The 16326-nt window shown below is 57.1% G+C and carries 14 protein-coding genes; 4 read left to right on the plus strand and 10 right to left on the minus strand.

All coding sequences use genetic code 11. The features are described from left to right. Positions 1-45: 45 nt before the first annotated feature. Positions 46-1554, minus strand: a complete 1509-nt coding sequence (glpK, locus tag ACWKXT_RS20295) for a glycerol kinase GlpK (RefSeq protein WP_454533296.1) — start codon at positions 1552-1554, stop codon at positions 46-48. Between the two features lie 21 nt (positions 1555-1575). After that, on the minus strand, positions 1576-2421 hold the full coding sequence (locus ACWKXT_RS20300; RefSeq protein WP_080330325.1) for an MIP/aquaporin family protein: 846 nt from the start codon (positions 2419-2421) through the stop codon (positions 1576-1578). 398 nt (positions 2422-2819) lie between these two features. Here ACWKXT_RS20300 and zapB point away from each other — a divergent pair, with 398 nt between their 5' ends. Continuing rightward, positions 2820-3059 (plus strand): septal ring assembly protein ZapB, encoded by a 240-nt coding sequence (gene zapB, locus ACWKXT_RS20305; protein ID WP_028014842.1) that lies wholly within the window; start codon positions 2820-2822, stop codon positions 3057-3059. 581 nt (positions 3060-3640) lie between these two features. On the opposite strand, the gene rraA is transcribed toward zapB, so the two are convergent. The 7 genes from rraA to priA all read right to left on the minus strand — a co-directional run bounded on the left by rraA (position 3641) and on the right by priA (position 11597). Further along, positions 3641-4126, minus strand: coding sequence for a ribonuclease E activity regulator RraA (gene rraA, locus ACWKXT_RS20310; protein ID WP_048210859.1), 486 nt, complete (start codon positions 4124-4126; stop codon positions 3641-3643). 92 nt (positions 4127-4218) lie between these two features. Next, complete coding sequence (gene menA, locus ACWKXT_RS20315) at positions 4219-5139, minus strand: 1,4-dihydroxy-2-naphthoate polyprenyltransferase (RefSeq protein ID WP_454529350.1); 921 nt, start codon at positions 5137-5139, stop codon at positions 4219-4221. A gap of 68 nt (positions 5140-5207) precedes the next feature. Continuing rightward, the gene (gene hslU, locus ACWKXT_RS20320; protein ID WP_028014840.1) at positions 5208-6542 is read right to left on the minus strand and encodes an HslU--HslV peptidase ATPase subunit; all 1335 of its coding nucleotides are present in this window, start codon (positions 6540-6542) and stop codon (positions 5208-5210) included. Positions 6543-6551: 9 nt separating this feature from the next. Continuing rightward, positions 6552-7082: an ATP-dependent protease subunit HslV gene (gene hslV, locus ACWKXT_RS20325; protein ID WP_014072345.1), complete on the minus strand. Its 531-nt coding sequence runs from the start codon at positions 7080-7082 to the stop codon at positions 6552-6554. 94 nt (positions 7083-7176) lie between these two features. Then, positions 7177-8163 (minus strand): cell division protein FtsN, encoded by a 987-nt coding sequence (ftsN, locus tag ACWKXT_RS20330; RefSeq protein ID WP_454533297.1) that lies wholly within the window; start codon positions 8161-8163, stop codon positions 7177-7179. A gap of 93 nt (positions 8164-8256) precedes the next feature. Continuing rightward, a complete protein-coding gene (cytR, locus tag ACWKXT_RS20335; RefSeq protein WP_080330329.1) occupies positions 8257-9282 on the minus strand; it encodes a DNA-binding transcriptional regulator CytR in 1026 nt (341 codons plus the stop codon). Positions 9283-9401: 119 nt separating this feature from the next. Further along, positions 9402-11597 carry a primosomal protein N' gene (gene priA, locus ACWKXT_RS20340; protein WP_454533298.1) on the minus strand — a complete coding sequence of 732 codons (2196 nt, stop codon included), beginning with the start codon at positions 11595-11597 and terminating at the stop codon, positions 9402-9404. Between the two features lie 200 nt (positions 11598-11797). On the opposite strand from priA, the gene rpmE reads away from it, so the two are divergent. Continuing rightward, positions 11798-12010, plus strand: coding sequence for a 50S ribosomal protein L31 (rpmE, locus tag ACWKXT_RS20345; protein WP_003862040.1), 213 nt, complete (start codon positions 11798-11800; stop codon positions 12008-12010). A 48-nt stretch (positions 12011-12058) separates the two neighbouring features. Here rpmE and metJ read toward each other — a convergent pair whose 3' ends face one another. Beyond that, positions 12059-12376, minus strand: coding sequence for a met regulon transcriptional regulator MetJ (gene metJ / locus ACWKXT_RS20350; RefSeq protein ID WP_003862042.1), 318 nt, complete (start codon positions 12374-12376; stop codon positions 12059-12061). Between the two features lie 276 nt (positions 12377-12652). On the opposite strand from metJ, the gene metB reads away from it, so the two are divergent. Further along, on the plus strand, positions 12653-13813 hold the full coding sequence (gene metB / locus ACWKXT_RS20355) for a cystathionine gamma-synthase (RefSeq protein ID WP_021242813.1): 1161 nt from the start codon (positions 12653-12655) through the stop codon (positions 13811-13813). Between the two features lie 2 nt (positions 13814-13815). Further along, a complete protein-coding gene (locus ACWKXT_RS20360) occupies positions 13816-16248 on the plus strand; it encodes a bifunctional aspartate kinase/homoserine dehydrogenase II (protein ID WP_041911800.1) in 2433 nt (810 codons plus the stop codon). Positions 16249-16326 lie beyond the last annotated feature (78 nt).

Below are 16326 nucleotides of genomic sequence, written 5' to 3' on the forward strand. Positions count from 1 at the left end.
TAAGTCCCCTCTCCCCTTTGGGGAGAGGGGTAGGGTGAGGGGGGATTACTCGTCGTGCTCTTCCCACGCCAGGGCGCGTTTCACCGCTTTCTTCCAGCCACTGTAGCGGAAGTTACGCTCGGTGGTTTCGATGCCCGGGCGGAATTCGCGCTCGATGACCGCTTTTTCCTGCAGCTCGTCCAGGTTCTGCCAGAAGCCAACCGCCAGACCTGCAAGATACGCCGCACCCAGCGCCGTCACTTCACGCACTTCAGGGCGCTCAACGCGGGTGCCCAGAATGTCGGACTGGAACTGCATCAGGAAGTTGTTAGCCACCGCACCGCCGTCCACGCGCAGGGCGTGCAGACGAATGCCGGAGTCAGCCTGCATCGCTTCCAGCACGTCGCGCGTCTGGTAGGCGATGGATTCCAGGGTAGCGCGAATGATGTGGTTAGAGTTCACACCGCGTGTCAGACCGAAAATCGCGCCGCGTGCATACGGATCCCAGTACGGTGCGCCCAGACCGGTGAACGCAGGCACCACGTACACGCCGTTGGTGTCTTTCACTTTGGTCGCGAAGTACTCGGAGTCAAACGCGTCGCTGATCAGCTTCATCTCGTCGCGCAGCCACTGAATAGATGCGCCCGCCATAAATACCGCCCCTTCCAGGGCATAGTTCACCTCACCGCGTGGGCCGCAGGCGATGGTAGTCAGCAGGCCGTTTTCTGATTTCACCGCTTTCTCGCCGGTGTTCATCAGCATAAAGCAGCCGGTGCCGTAGGTGTTCTTCGCCATCCCTTCCTTGACGCACAGCTGGCCGAACAGCGCCGCCTGCTGGTCACCGGCGATACCGGCGATAGGAATACGGGTGCCGCCTTTACCGCCGATGTTGGTCTGGCCGTAGACTTCAGACGACTTACGCACTTCAGGCAGCATCGCGCGCGGAATATCCAGCGCGTCCAGCATCTTGTCATCCCACTCCAGGGTGTTGATGTTGAACAGCATGGTACGCGAGGCGTTGGTGTAGTCGGTAACGTGAACGCGTCCCTGGGTCATCTTCCAGATAAGCCAGGTGTCGACGGTCCCGAACAGCAGCTCGCCGCGTTTTGCACGCTCGCGTGAACCTTCCACGTGGTCGAGGATCCATTTCACTTTTGTGCCGGAGAAGTACGGGTCAACCACCAGACCGGTGGCGTTACGCACATACTCTTCCATCCCGTCGCGCTTAAGCTGTTCACAGATCTCTGACGTACGGCGGCACTGCCAGACGATGGCGTTGTAAATAGGCTTACCGGTTTCGCGTTCCCAGACGATGGTGGTTTCACGCTGGTTGGTAATACCAATCGCGGCAATCTCGTCGGAGCTGATGTCGGCTTTCGCCAGCACTTCGACCAGCGTGGAGCTTTGTGACGCCCAGATCTCCATCGGGTCGTGTTCTACCCAGCCTGGACGAGGATAAATTTGCTCAAATTCGCGTTGAGACACGCTGACAATGTTCGCGTCATGATCCATTACGACAGCGCGGGAGCTGGTAGTGCCCTGGTCGAGCGCAACGATATATTTTTTTTCGGTCATGGTATGTGTCCCGTAGTCAGATTACAGCGAAGCTTTTTGTTGTGTGGTAGAAGTCGTCTCCTTCTCCTCGTCCACACAGGTGTCGCACGGTAAGTGGCGACCAATTAATTTGCGGTAGCTAAATGCGCCCAGCGCAGCCCCGACAACCGGCGCAAACAGCGGAACCAGGAAGTAAGGAATGTCTTTGCCGCCGGTGAAGGCCACGTCGCCCCAGCCTGCGATAAAGGCGAATGCTTTGGGTCCGATATCACGCGCCGGGTTCATCGCGAAGCCGGTCAACGGGCCCATGGATGCACCAATCACCGCAATCAGCAGACCAATCAGCAGGGGGGCCAGCGGGCCGCGCGGAATGCCGTTTCCGTCGTCGGTCAGCGCCAGGATAACGCCCATCAGAATAGCGGTAATCACCATTTCAACTGCGAACGCCTGCACAAAATTGATATGCGGGTTAGGGTAGGTTGAGAAGATGCCTGCCAGATCCAGACTTTCGACGCTACCGCGCACCATATGATGCGTCTGTTCGAAGTCGATGAAAAGATTGTAATAAAGCCCGTAAACTAACGCCGCTGCGCAAAACGCGCCGGCAAATTGAGAAATAATGAAAGGAACAACTTTGCGTCCGTCGAAGCACGCGAACAGCCACAGTGCGATAGTCACCGCCGGGTTAAGATGTGCACCAGAGACCCCTGCAGTCAGGTAGATGGCCATCGCCACGCCCAGACCCCAGATGATACTGATTTCCCACTGACCAAAACTGGCACCCGCCACTTTCAGTGCAGCGACACAACCCACTCCGAAGAATATCAACAACCCGGTACCAAGGAACTCGGCAATGCACTGGCCTTTTAAGGTTGATGTCTGACTCATAATCGGAATCCTGAAGAAATTGATGTTTGTTGTTAGCGTGGCCACCCGTGACAGCCACGATGTCCTGTAGACATAGTGTTAATTTATCGTTAACGAGCAAAAACGAGAAATATCGAAATCAAAATGTGTGGTCTGCGTCAATAAAATGAGCGTTTTCGCGCCATAAAGCGCGTTTTTACGTCAGTTGCGAACGGTAAGTTGAATCATTTCTTTAACGAATGAGTTAACAACTTAGAGGTATATGCCGCGAACGCACCAGGACGAGGCCGAAAAGTGTTGCAAACCGCGATCTGCGTGGCATGCCGCTGGACAGGCGCGGCAGGGCTCCATACAATCGGAACATATGTTGTGCGCGTTTATGTTAAAGCGTCGCCTTGCAATTCAGGAGAGGTAGGATCATGTCTTTAGAAGTGTTTGAGAAACTGGAAGCGAAAGTACAGCAGGCGATTGACACCATCACGCTGCTGCAGATGGAAATTGAAGAACTGAAAGAGAAGAACAACAGCCTGGCGCAGGAAGTTCAGAACGCTCAGCACGGCCGCGAAGAACTGGAGCGCGAAAACAACCAGCTGCGCGAACAGCAGAACGGCTGGCAGGATCGCCTGCAGGCGCTGCTGGGACGTATGGAAGAAGTCTGATCCCCTTAGGGATTACTGAGTCGGCCGGGTAAGGCGAAGCCGCCACCCGGCTTTTTTATGGTTATCGCTCACTGAGTCAAACCATAAAAAAGGCCGCCCGAGGCGGCCTTAACGCTACTTGTCCTGCGCTGTCATAGTAAAAGCAACGAACACATTGGGTTCATCACTTTTTACCACGAGTACGCTGGCGACAATGAACGCGATACATAAATAGCGTTTCATTATGCGGTCCCTGCAGCTAACCGCTCCACCATTCACCACCAGTGATAAGTCGGTGGACACAAGCCTGGTTAAAGGCTGCTTTACGGTTGTGAATACACCTTTCCCTGGACCGATGCCCATTTGCGAAATGGCGGAAAGGGACGCAGCATCATAATGAGCAACAGAAGCGTAGTTAAGGTTTTCATCGATAATTAGGAATTTATAAAGGGTCGATGGGGTTACCTGATATTTGAACCAGGGTAAGATAAAAACCCTGGTTAAAGGTTGCAAAACTTCCCAACGGACCGCGAATCCCGAGGGACAAAAAAACCGCCACATTGCTGTTGGCGGTTTTTTTATGGTTCACGCTTACGGTTTTATTACTCGATATCCAGCGCATCTTCGGACAGGATAATGCCGGTATTATCAGCGTAGAGATGGTCGCCGGAGAAGAAGGTCACGCCGCCGAAATTGACGCGCACGTCGCTTTCGCCGATGCCGTCACCCGCTGCACCAACCGGAATGGCCGCGATGGCCTGAATACCGATATCCAGGTCTTCGAGATCGTCCACCTGGCGCACAGAGCCGTACACTACAATGCCTTCCCACTCGTTCTGGGCGGCAATTCCGGCCAGTTCCGCATCAATCAAGGCACGGCGCACGGAACCGCCGCCGTCGACCACCAGAACGCGGCCACGGCCGTTCTGTTCGAGCAGATCGTACAGCAACCCGTTATCCTCGAAACATTTCACCGTGATGATTTGTCCGCCAAACGACGACCGTCCACCAAAGTTGGAGAACAGCGGTTCAACGACGTTGACATCTTCCTGGTAGATGTCACAAAGCTCGGAGGTATCGTATTTCATAGGTTTAACGCTCAGTTGCTGCGAATGTGTTCAGTATATCGTGCGAAATGCGTTGTTGGCAAAATCATCAATTGTTAATTGATATTTGTCAGCTAACTGAGCGTCTGGCTCAGGACAATCCCGATGACGAACAGCAGGTTAGTCAGCAACGCGCCTTTTACCGTACGTTCCAGCATCGGCGGCATGGCGGATGGGCTGAGTTCACGCATCACAAAGCGGGCCTGCTTTATCAGCAGCGGTGCGGCAAGGATAAACAGCCAGCCCCACAAACTCTGCAAGGAGATCAGGTTAAACAGCGCCAGGCACACCAGCGCGCCGATGAGCAGGCAGGCATGATAGCGGCGCGCATTGACCGGCCCCAGACGCACCGCCAGCGTGTTTTTACCGTTCTCACGATCGCTGTCGATGTCGCGCAGGTTGTTGATGTTGAGCACCGCCGTCGCCAGCAGGCCGCAGGCGGTGGCGGGCAGGAACAGGGCAGGGATAACGGTATGCGCCTGCAGGTACCAGCTTCCCATCACGCTCAGCCAGCCGAAGAACACCAGCACGGAGATATCACCGAGGCCAATATACCCGTAAGGGCGCGTGCCAACGGTGTACGTAATCGCTGCGATAATCGCAAGCAGGCCCAGCACCAGGAAGCCAATGAAATCGCTGGTGGTTTTCGAGGCGACCGTCACCAGCGCCAGGCCGGATAAGCAAATCAGCACCACGGTGATAATCAGCGCGCGTTTCATCTGTGCCTGGGTAATCACCCCTTTCTGCATCCCGCGCAGCGGCCCAATACGGTCAGGTTTATCGCTGCCTTTCACCGCATCGCCGTAGTCGTTAGCAAGATTGGAGAGAATTTGCAGCAGGCCGGCGGTAATCAATGCCAGCGCGGCAACCAGCGGATCAAAATAACCCTGCCACCAGGCAAGCGCCGTACCGACGATAATCGCGGCAAAGGCCAGAGGAAGCGTTTTAGGGCGCAGACTTTCGAGCCACGCCTGAGTACGGCTGATATCAGTCATAGTAATTTAGCCAATAAAAATGGGGGCCTTAGCCCCCATTAACAGTGATGAGAATGCAATAACCGCGATTATAGGATAAAACGGCTCAGATCTTCATCTGCCACTAACGCATCCAGATGTTTGCTCACATAATCTGCGTCAATGGTAATGGTTTGACCGTTAAGGTCGCTCGCATCATAAGAGATGTCTTCCACCAGGCGTTCCAGCACGGTGTGCAGACGACGCGCACCGATGTTCTCGGTGGTTTCGTTGACCTGCCATGCGGCCTGGGCAATACGTTTGATCCCGTCTTCGGTGAACTCAAGGTTCACGCCTTCGGTCGCCATCAGCGCTTTGTACTGCACGGTGGCAGAGGCGTTTGGCTCGGTCAGGATACGTTCGAAATCTTCGGTGGTCAGCGCCTGCAGCTCAACGCGGATGGGCAGACGGCCCTGCAGTTCCGGGATCAGATCTGACGGGCTGGCAACCTGGAACGCACCGGAAGCGATAAACAGAATGTGGTCCGTTTTCACCATACCGTGCTTGGTAGAGACGGTGCAGCCTTCAACCAGCGGCAGCAGGTCGCGCTGAACGCCTTCGCGGGACACGTCCGGGCCGGAGCTGTTGCCGCCGCGCTTACAAATTTTGTCGATTTCATCGATAAACACGATACCGTGCTGCTCAACCGCGTCGATGGCGTCCTGTTTCAGCTCTTCCGGGTTCACCAGCTTCGCCGCTTCTTCTTCAATCAGCAGCTTCATCGCGTCTTTGATTTTCAGCTTACGCGCTTTCTGCTTCTGGCCGCCCAGGTTCTGGAACATGGACTGCAGCTGGCTGGTCATCTCTTCCATGCCCGGAGGCGCCATGATTTCGACACCCATCGGCGCAGCAGCGAGGTCGATCTCAATCTCTTTATCATCCAGCTGGCCTTCACGCAGTTTTTTGCGGAACGCCTGACGCGCGGCTGAAGGCTCAGCCTGCTGTTCTGCCTGGCCCCAGTTGTTTTTTGCCGGTGGGATCAGCACGTCGAGAATACGCTCTTCGGCCATCTCTTCGGCGCGATAGCGGTTTTTCTCGATCGCCTGGACGCGCACCATCTTGATCGCCGAGTCGGTCAGATCGCGGATGATGGAGTCCACTTCTTTACCCACATAGCCCACTTCGGTGAACTTGGTGGCTTCAACTTTGATGAACGGCGCGTTCGCCAGCTTCGCCAGACGACGGGCGATTTCGGTTTTACCCACGCCGGTCGGGCCGATCATCAGAATGTTTTTCGGCGTCACTTCGTGGCGCAACTCTTCGTCAAGCTGCATACGACGCCAGCGGTTACGCAGGGCGATAGCCACGGAACGCTTGGCGTTATCCTGGCCGATAATGTGTTTGTTCAGTTCGCTGACAATTTCGCGTGGGGTCATTTCAGACATGGGAGATCCTTACGCTTTGGAGGTCAATTCTTCGATGGTGTGGTTGTGGTTGGTATAAATGCAGATATCGCCTGCAATATCCAACGCCTTCACCGCGATATCACGCGCGTTCATGTCGGTATTTTCCAACAGCGCGCGGGCTGCAGCCTGGGCATAAGGGCCGCCAGAGCCGATGGCAATCAGGTCATTCTCCGGCTGGATCACGTCACCGTTACCGGTGATGATCAGCGATGCAGTTTCATCGGCTACCGCCAGCAGCGCTTCGAGCTTGCGCAGCATGCGGTCGGTACGCCAGTCTTTTGCCAGCTCAACGGCGGCTTTCACCAGATGACCCTGGTGCATTTCCAGTTTGCGTTCAAACAGTTCAAACAGCGTGAAGGCATCCGCCGTGCCGCCTGCAAAACCGGCGATCACTTTGTCGTTATAAAGACGACGGACTTTCTTCACGTTGCCTTTCATGACGGTATTACCCAGCGTGGCCTGGCCATCACCGGCAATTACCACCTGGCCGTTACGGCGTACACTTACTATTGTTGTCACGAGCAGACCCCCTGGTTACAAATTCGGGAAACAGAAGCCCTGAGCCTGTGCTCAGGGCTGAATTAAATGATAGATGGGGGGGATTTTGGGGGTTTCAACCCCCGGAGGCGAGTCGAATGCAGTTTGTGTGACCGGCCACTTTCAAACGGGAAATGGTGCCATCGGCATTTTCTTTGCCTTTGACAGGGCCAATCACCACGCGGTTCCAGCCGTTGTTGGTGGTAATGCGTGAGTCAAATCCTTCAAAGGCCAGCTGAGCACGTACCGTTTCCGCCTGCTCGGCACCTTTAAACGAACCGCACTGCACCATCCAGCGGCGCTCATCTTTTTTCTCAGCCGTCTGCTTCGGCGCGTCGGTCTCTTTGGTCACCGGCGCGGCCTGCTGCGTTTTTGGCTGCTGCGCGGTGGTATGTGCTGGCGTCTGGAGCAGATCCTGATACGGCTGCGCCGCTTGTTTTTGCGGCTGCGCTTTTGGCTGTTGTACAGGCTGCGACTGCGCCGTGCGCGTTTGCTGCGGCGGCTGCTGGTATGGCTGAGCCTTCGGCTGCTGTACCGGCTGAGTTTGCGTCCACTGCTGCTGCTGTTGCTGCTGAATTTGTGCCTGGCGCTGACGCTGCAGCTGCAACGTTTGCTGACGCTGCGCTGGCGTTTGTTCATTCCACGGCACTTCATTCAGCTGCGTCGGCTGCTGGCGCATGTCGGCCTGCATCTGTGCCAGCAGCTGGCGCTGTTCGTCCGTCAGCTGATCGGCATTCTTCACTTCACCACCGGCTGAAGGCTCGGTAGGCGCACGCACGCCAGGCTGACGACTTTCCAGCTCTTTGATATAGCGCCAGCGCTCTTCAGGTTTCGGCGGCAGACCATTTCCCACCACTTTGTTGCCCTGAAGCGCCTCGGACTCTTCTTTTTTATGGTGCGTGATGAAGTACAGACCACCAATAAAGGCCACCAGCACTGCCGCAGCAATAGCGACCATTGCTGGCGAGACCGCAGGCAGATTACGCTGCTTGCTTTTTGAACTGCTCTTTTTGCGTCGCGAAGGTGCCGGCTGGCCGCGACGTACATAATCTCGTTGTGCCACTATCGTTTCGCTGTATTTATTCGTTCGTCAGCCCGCCATGTTACTTAAGCGGCGGGGCTTTGACCAGATAAGGGTGTCCGAAAGGCATTTACTTTAAGTCAATGCCTGGGTAGAGCCGCGAACAATCAGCTCGCAGTCCAGTAACCGCGAGCCGCTGCTAACCGTTTGACCCTGCAGCTGATCCAGCAAAAGCAGCATCGCTTCACGGCCAATCTGATAGCGCGGTTGTGAAACGGTAGAGAGAGGCGGATCGCAAAACTCTGAAAGTGAAATATTATCGAAGCCGATAATTGACAGGTCTTTTGGCACGCGTAAGCCACGGCGTTTAGCGTGGGACAACGCGCCCAGCGCCATCACATCACTGTGGCAGAACACCGCTGTCGGCGGTTCCGGCAGCGCCAGCAGTTTCTCCAGCGCCTGTCCGCCCGCTTCAAAGGTAAAATCACCGCGCGCAATATAGTGCGGATCGACAATGGCTCCGGTCCGGCGCAGCGCCTGAACATAGCCCTGCAGGCGATAGTGACAGAGTGGCATCTCTTCTGGCCCGGCAATGCAGCCAATACGCTTATGCCCCAGCTCCTGAAGATAGTTCACCGCGTTGAACGCGGCCGTCAGGTTATCGATATGCACCGTCGGCAGCTCCAGCTCGGGCGCAAATTCGTTGGCCATCACCATCGGCGGTAAATTGCGCTGCTCTTCGATGCTGGCATCAAACGGCAGGCGCGAGCCAAGCAGCAACATGCCGTCAATCTGCTTGGTAATAATGAGGTCGATAAAGGTTTTTTCCTGCTGATTCTGGTGGGCGCAGTCGCCTATCAGCACCAGATAGCCTTGCTCTGCCGCCGTTACTTCGATGCCGCGAATGATCTCGCTGAAGAACGGATCGCAGATATCCGGCACAATCACCAGAATCGTTCGCGATTCATTGCGCTTGACGTTCCGTCCCATGGCCTGCGGGAAATAACCCACTTCCAGGGCCGCCTGCTCGACCTTGTTGCGGGTCGCCTGGGAAACTTTATCCGGGTTCATTAATGCGCGGGACACGGTTGCCGTTGAGACTTGTGCTTTCTCGGCAACGTCTTTCATGGTCGCCGTGGCAACCTCTTTCCTGGACTTCAACGTCTTCTCCTCGCCTGAACACCGAACTGCGGACGTCACCATTTTTACAGATAGTTAATGGAATCGGTTACAGAATTTTCATAAAAAGTGTGAGGCGCATTAAATTTTTCGATCCGTCTTCAGCCTTCGATAGGATCGACGTCCAGCACCCACTTCACTTTACGCGCTTCCGGCAGGGTATGGATGAGCGCCAGCGTACCGCTGACGATGTGTTGCAGGCGAATACGCGACGGGTGCTGAAGCAAGATTTGCCAGCGGAAACGTCCGCCGCGCTTTGGCGCCAGCGCCGGAACCGGGCCCAGGATCCACAGCTGATTATCCACCAGCGGGCTGGCCTGCAGGAGGTTTCTCAGCTGCTGCAGGAAAAGCGGCGCCTGCTGGTTGTTATGGTCTTCCGCACGGATGATGACGTGGCTGGTCCACGGCGGCAACTGCAAGGTCTGGCGCTCTGCCAGCGCCTGCTCGGCAAAAGCGTCATAGCCTTTGTGCAGCAGCGTTTGCAGCAGCGGATGTTCAGGGTGGTGCGTTTGCAGCACTACTTCGCCCTGTTTCCCCGCGCGACCGGCACGTCCTGCCACCTGGGTATAAAGCTGGGCGAAGCGTTCGGCTGAGCGGAAATCTGCCGAGAACAGCGCGCCATCCACGTCCAGCAGGGCGACCAGCGTCACGTCCGGGAAGTGGTGTCCTTTGGCCAGCATCTGGGTGCCAATCAAAATGCGCGCCCCACCGCGATGTACTTCGGCCAGCTGCTGTTCCAGCGCACCTTTGCGGCTGGTGGTGTCCCGGTCGATTCGGGACAGGGGCACGTCCGGGAAGAAGGGCGCAAGGGCCTGTTCCAGCTGTTCCGTGCCCAGACCCACCGGCACGATATGCGTGGAACCGCACGACGGGCACTGACGCGGCACCGGGCGCTGGCTGTCGCAGTGGTGGCAGCGCAAATGCCGCTGGGCCTGGTGGAAGGTGTAGTAGTGGTCGCAGCGCGGGCATTCGGCAATCCAGCCGCAGTCGTGGCACAGCAGGGCGGGGGCAAATCCGCGACGGTTCAGGAACAGGATCACCTGGTTCCCCGCCTGCAAATGCTGGCGCATGCGGGAAATTAAGGCAGGCGCGAGCCCAGCCTGGACCTGCTGGCCTTTGAGATCCAGCACGTGCTGAATGGCCGGGCGGGCATTTCCCGCGCGACGCGTCAGGCGCAGCATGTGGTATTTACGCTGGCGCACGTTGTGCAGCGTTTCGAGCGCAGGCGTGGCGGAGCCGAGAATAATAGGGATCTGCTCGCTGTGTGCGCGGTAGACCGCCAGGTCGCGGGCGTGATAGCGCCAGCCTTCCTGCTGTTTATAGGAGCTGTCGTGCTCTTCGTCGATCACGATAACGCCAAGATTTTTAAACGGCGTAAACAGCGACGAGCGGGTGCCGATCACAATCGCTGCTTCGCCGTTTTTCGCTTTCAGCCAGGCGCTAAGGCGCTCGCTGTCGTTCAGCCCGGAGTGCAGTACCTCAACCGGCGCGTTAAAGCGTTCGCGGAAGCGGGCAATAGTCTGCGGCGTCAGGCCGATTTCCGGCACCATCACCAGCGCCTGTTTGCCCTGCGCGAGCACGTTTTCCAGCACGCTCAGATAAACTTCCGTCTTGCCCGAGCCCGTCACGCCCGCCAGCAGCCAGGCGGAAAAATGGTCCGAGGCGCTGTGAATCGCGCCCACAGCGGTGGCCTGCTCGGTGTTCAGACGCAGACGATCTCCAGAAACGGAGAAGCCGTCGCGCCAGTCGTGAAGGGCGGGCGCTTCGCTGGCCAGTTCGCTCAGCCCTTTCTTGCGTAATGCCTGCAGCGCGGCTTCGCTGACCTCAAGCTCGTCCACCTGATGCCGCCAGATTTTTCCCTGACGCAGTGCGGCCAGCGCCTGCTGCTGTTTCTGCGAGCGCTTCAGGCTGTTGATATCCACGGCCTGGCCCTGTTCCGTGGCAAACCAGTACCACATCGGCGCATGGCTGGCGCTCTTGCCCTGGCGCAGCATAATCGGCAGGGCGTGGAACAGGACGTCGCCAATCGGATGGTGATAATAATCCGCTGCCCACAGCAGCAGTCGCCAGGTGCTGGCGGAGTAAACCGGCTCGCTGTCCAGCACCTCAACCACCGACTTCAGTTCGTTAAGCGGCAATTCGCTCTTGTCGCTGACGGAGACGACGATCCCCACGCGCTGCTGTTTGCCAAACGGCACAGTCACGCGACAGCCCGCTTTGGCGCTCATGCTGTCGGGCAGCAGGTAGTCAAAGGTGCGGGGAAGCGGAACGGGCAGGGCAACGTGAGCGACGGGCATCGAATCTTCCTGACTTGAAAAGTGGCGCGTTAGTATACACATTAGTGAAAGCGGCGTGCGGATCAGTTTGCATACGCTGGTCAAATTCTGTATGATTCGCCGCCTTTGGTGTACTTTACGCCAAAGAACTTACATTCAACATCGCGTGGTGTCTGGCGTTAGGGCTGGAAGAGCGACGCGGCCTTAACTGAGGTTCTCCCATGAAAAAAGATATTCACCCGAAATACGAAATGATTACTGCAAACTGCTCTTGCGGTAACTCTATCCAGATCCGCTCTACTGTGGGTCACGATCTGAACCTGGACGTGTGCGGCAAATGCCACCCGTTCTACACTGGTAAGCAGCGTGATGTTGCAACCGGTGGCCGTGTTGACCGCTTCAACAAGCGTTTCAGCATCCCGGGCGCTAAATAAGTTTCCCGAAAAAAAGGCACCGCAAGGTGCCTTTTTTGTATCCGCTTCTCAGTATTCCCACGTCTCCGGGTCAATACCCAGTTCACGCATGATCACCTTCGCCTCTTCCGGGATTTCGTCGCTACGCTCTTTGCGCAGATCGTCATCGTTTGGCAACGGTTGGCCGGTAAACGCATGCAGAAACGCTTCGCAAAGCAGTTCACTGTTGGTTGCGTGACGCAGGTTGTTCACCTGACGACGCGTACGTTCATCGGTGAGGATCTTCAACACCTTCAGAGGAATGGAAACCGTAATTTTCTTTACTTGCTCACTCTTCTTACCGTGCTCAGCGTATGGGCTGATATATTCGCCGCTCCATTCAGCCATGAGATACCTTTAATCCTCTCAGTCATTAATCTAAAGGTGCAAAACCTGTAACCACCGATTTTGAACCGCAAACCTGCATAGTTTACCGTAGAGACGATACCGTGGCACGGATATTGCCGCTGCAGCGTGTCCTAAAGCATATAATTTTAACGGCTATTTGCGTATTGCTCAATCTATACGCAAAGAAGTTTAGATGTCCAGATGTATTGACGTCCATATCATCAATGTTTACTCTGGTGCCTGACTTTTCACCTTATTCGCCAGGAAGCCCTCACCATGACGCGTAAACAGGCCACCATCGCAGTGCGTAGCGGATTGAACGATGACGAGCAGTACGGCTGCGTTGTCCCGCCGATTCATCTTTCCAGTACTTACAATTTCACCGGATTTAATGAACCCCGCGCGCATGACTACTCGCGTCGTGGCAACCCTACGCGTGACGTGACCCAGCGCGCGCTGGCCGAGCTGGAAGGGGGCGCAGGTGCAGTATTAACCAATACGGGCATGTCTGCCATCCACCTGGTGACGACGGTCTTCCTGAAACCGGGCGATCTGCTGGTTGCACCGCACGACTGCTACGGCGGCAGCTATCGCCTGTTTGACAGCCTGGCAAAGCGCGGCTGCTACCGCGTGCTGTTTGTCGATCAAAACGACGAGCAGGCGCTGAAACAGGCGCTGGCCGAGAAGCCGAAGCTGGTTCTGGTGGAAAGTCCAAGCAACCCATTGTTGCGCGTTGTCGACATTGCGAAAATTTGTCAGCTCGCAAGGGATGCGGGAGCGATAAGTGTAGTGGATAATACCTTCCTCAGTCCGGCCCTTCAGAACCCACTGGCACTGGGTGCAGATCTGGTATTGCATTCATGCACTAAATATCTGAACGGCCATTCTGACGTGGTAGCGGGCGTGGTGATTGCTAAAGATCCCGACGTTGTCACCGAACTGGCATGGTGGGCCAATAACATTGGCGTCACCGCGGGCGCGTTCGACAGCTATCTGCTGTTGCGCGGCATCCGCACGCTGTCGCCGCGTATGGACGTAGCGCAGCGTAATGCCCAGGCGATTGTCGATTTCCTGAAAACTCAGCCGCTGGTGAAGAAGCTTTATCACCCGTCGCTGCCGGAAAATCAGGGGCACGAGATTGCCGCGCGCCAGCAGAAAGGATTTGGCGCGATGTTAAGTTTTGAACTGGACGGTGACGAGCAAACGTTGCGTCGCTTCCTGAGCGGGCTGTCATTGTTTACGCTGGCGGAATCATTAGGTGGGGTTGAAAGCTTAATCTCCCACGCCGCGACCATGACGCACGCAGGTATGGCACCGGAAGCACGTGCCGCCGCCGGGATTTCCGAGACGCTGCTGCGTATCTCGACCGGTATTGAAGATTCTGAAGATTTAATTGCCGATCTGGAAAATGGCTTCCGGGTCGCAGCCAAGGGGTAATCATGAGTGTGATAGCGCAGGCAGGGGCGAAGGGTCGTCAGCTGCACAAGTTTGGTGGTAGTAGTCTTGCTGATGTGAAATGTTATCTGCGCGTTGCAGGGATCATGACCGAGTATTCACAGCCGGGGGACATGATGGTTGTCTCTGCGGCAGGCAGCACCACCAACCAGTTGATTAGCTGGCTGAAACTGAGCCAGACCGATCGCCTTTCTGCGCATCAGGTGCAACAGTCCTTACGTCGTTACCAGAGCGAACTGATTGCCGGTTTGCTGCCTGCTGATGTGGCGGACGGGCTGATCAGCGCCTTTACGCATGACCTTGAGCGTCTGGCTGCCCTGCTGGACAGCGGCATTACCGACGCGGTCTATGCCGAAGTGGTGGGCCACGGTGAAGTGTGGTCCGCACGTCTGATGGCTGCCGTTCTGCAACATCTCGGTGTGGACGCGGCCTGGCTCGACGCGCGTGATTTCCTGCGCGCTGAACGCGCTGCGCAGCCTCAGGTGGATGAAGGGTTGTCCTACCCGCTGCTGCAACAGCTGCTGGTGCAACATCCGGGTAAACGTATCGTCGTCACCGGCTTTATCAGCCGCAGCAATGCGGGCGAAACCGTGCTGCTGGGCCGTAACGGTTCGGACTACTCGGCTACGCAAATTGGTGCGCTGGCGGGCGTATCCCGCGTCACCATCTGGAGCGACGTGGCCGGTGTCTACAGCGCGGACCCGCGTAAAGTGAAAGATGCCTGCCTGCTGCCGCTGCTGCGCCTCGACGAAGCCAGCGAGCTGGCGCGCCTGGCGGCACCGGTGTTGCACGCCCGCACGCTGCAGCCGGTTTCCGGCAGCGATATTGACCTGCAGCTACGCTGTAGCTATACGCCGGATCAGGGCTCAACGCGCATTGAGCGCGTGCTGGCATCCGGTACGGGCGCGCGTATTGTCACCAGCCACGACGACATCTGCCTGATTGAGTTCCAGGTCCCGGCAGGTCAGGACTTCAGGCTGGCGCATAAAGATATCGACACGATCCTGAAACGCGCCCAGGTGCGTCCGCTGGCCGTTGGCGTGCATAACGATCGTCAACTGCTGCAGTTCTGCTATACCGCTGAGGTGGCGGACAGCGCGCTGAAAATTCTGGATGAAGCAGGCCTGCCGGGCGAGCTTCGCCTGCGTCAGGGTCTGGCGCTGGTGGCGATGGTGGGCGCGGGCGTCACCCGTAACCCGCTGCACTGCCACCGCTTCTGGCAGCAGCTGAAAGGCCAGCCGGTGGAGTTCACCTGGCAGTCGGAAGAGGGTATCAGCCTGGTCGCCGTACTGCGTAAAGGCCCAACTGAAAGCCTGATTCAGGGTCTGCACACCTCGTTGTTCCGCGCGGAAAAACGCATCGGCCTGGTGCTGTTCGGGAAAGGCAACATCGGTTCCCGCTGGCTGGAGCTGTTTGCCCGCGAGCAGGTGACGCTCTCGGCGCGTACCGGGTTTGAATTCATTCTCGCGGGCGTGGTGGACAGCCGCCGCAGCCTGCTGAACTACGAAGGGCTGGACGCCAGCCGGGCGCTGGCCTTCTTCAACGATGAAGCGGTCGAGCAGGACGAAGAGTCGCTGTTCCTGTGGATGCGCGCGCATCCGTATGACGATCTGGTGGTGCTGGACGTCACCGCCAGCGAACAGCTTGCCGATCAGTATCTGGATTTCGCCAGCCACGGGTTCCATGTCATCAGCGCCAACAAGCTGGCGGGGGCGAGCAGCACCGATAAATACCGTCAGATCCACGACGCGTTTGAAAAAACGGGTCGCCACTGGCTCTATAACGCCACCGTTGGTGCGGGCCTGCCGGTAAACCATACCGTGCGCGACCTGATTGAAAGCGGCGACAGCATTCTGGCGCTGAGCGGTATCTTCTCCGGCACGCTCTCCTGGCTGTTCCTGCAGTTTGACGGCACCGTACCGTTCACCGACCTGGTGGATCAGGCGTGGCAGCAGGGCTTAACCGAGCCCGATCCGCGCGTCGACCTCTCCGGTAAAGACGTGATGCGCAAGCTGGTGATCCTGGCGCGCGAAGCCGGTTATGACATCGAACCGGATTCTGTTCGCGTCGAGTCGCTGGTGCCTGCGGGCTGCGAAGAGGGTTCTGTTGACCACTTTTTCGAAAACGGCGACGAGCTGAATGATCAGATGGTGCAACGTCTGGAAGCGGCAAACGAGATGGGGCTGGTGCTGCGCTACGTGGCGCGTTTCGAGGCGAACGGTAAGGCGCGCGTGGGTGTCGAGGCGGTGCGTCCTGACCATCCGCTGGCGGCCCTGCTGCCATGCGATAACGTCTTCGCCATTGAAAGCCGCTGGTACCGCGATAACCCGCTGGTGATCCGTGGACCGGGCGCGGGGCGCGACGTCACCGCCGGGGCGATCCAGTCTGATATCAACCGTCTGGCTAAGCTGCTGTAATCTCTACCCCTCACCCTAACCCTCTCCCCAAAGGGGAGAGGGGACTGCTCAGTGCGGTCTTTTCCCCCTCGCCCCTTT

It is taken from the genome of Enterobacter sp. UPMP701 (genome assembly GCF_053709515.1).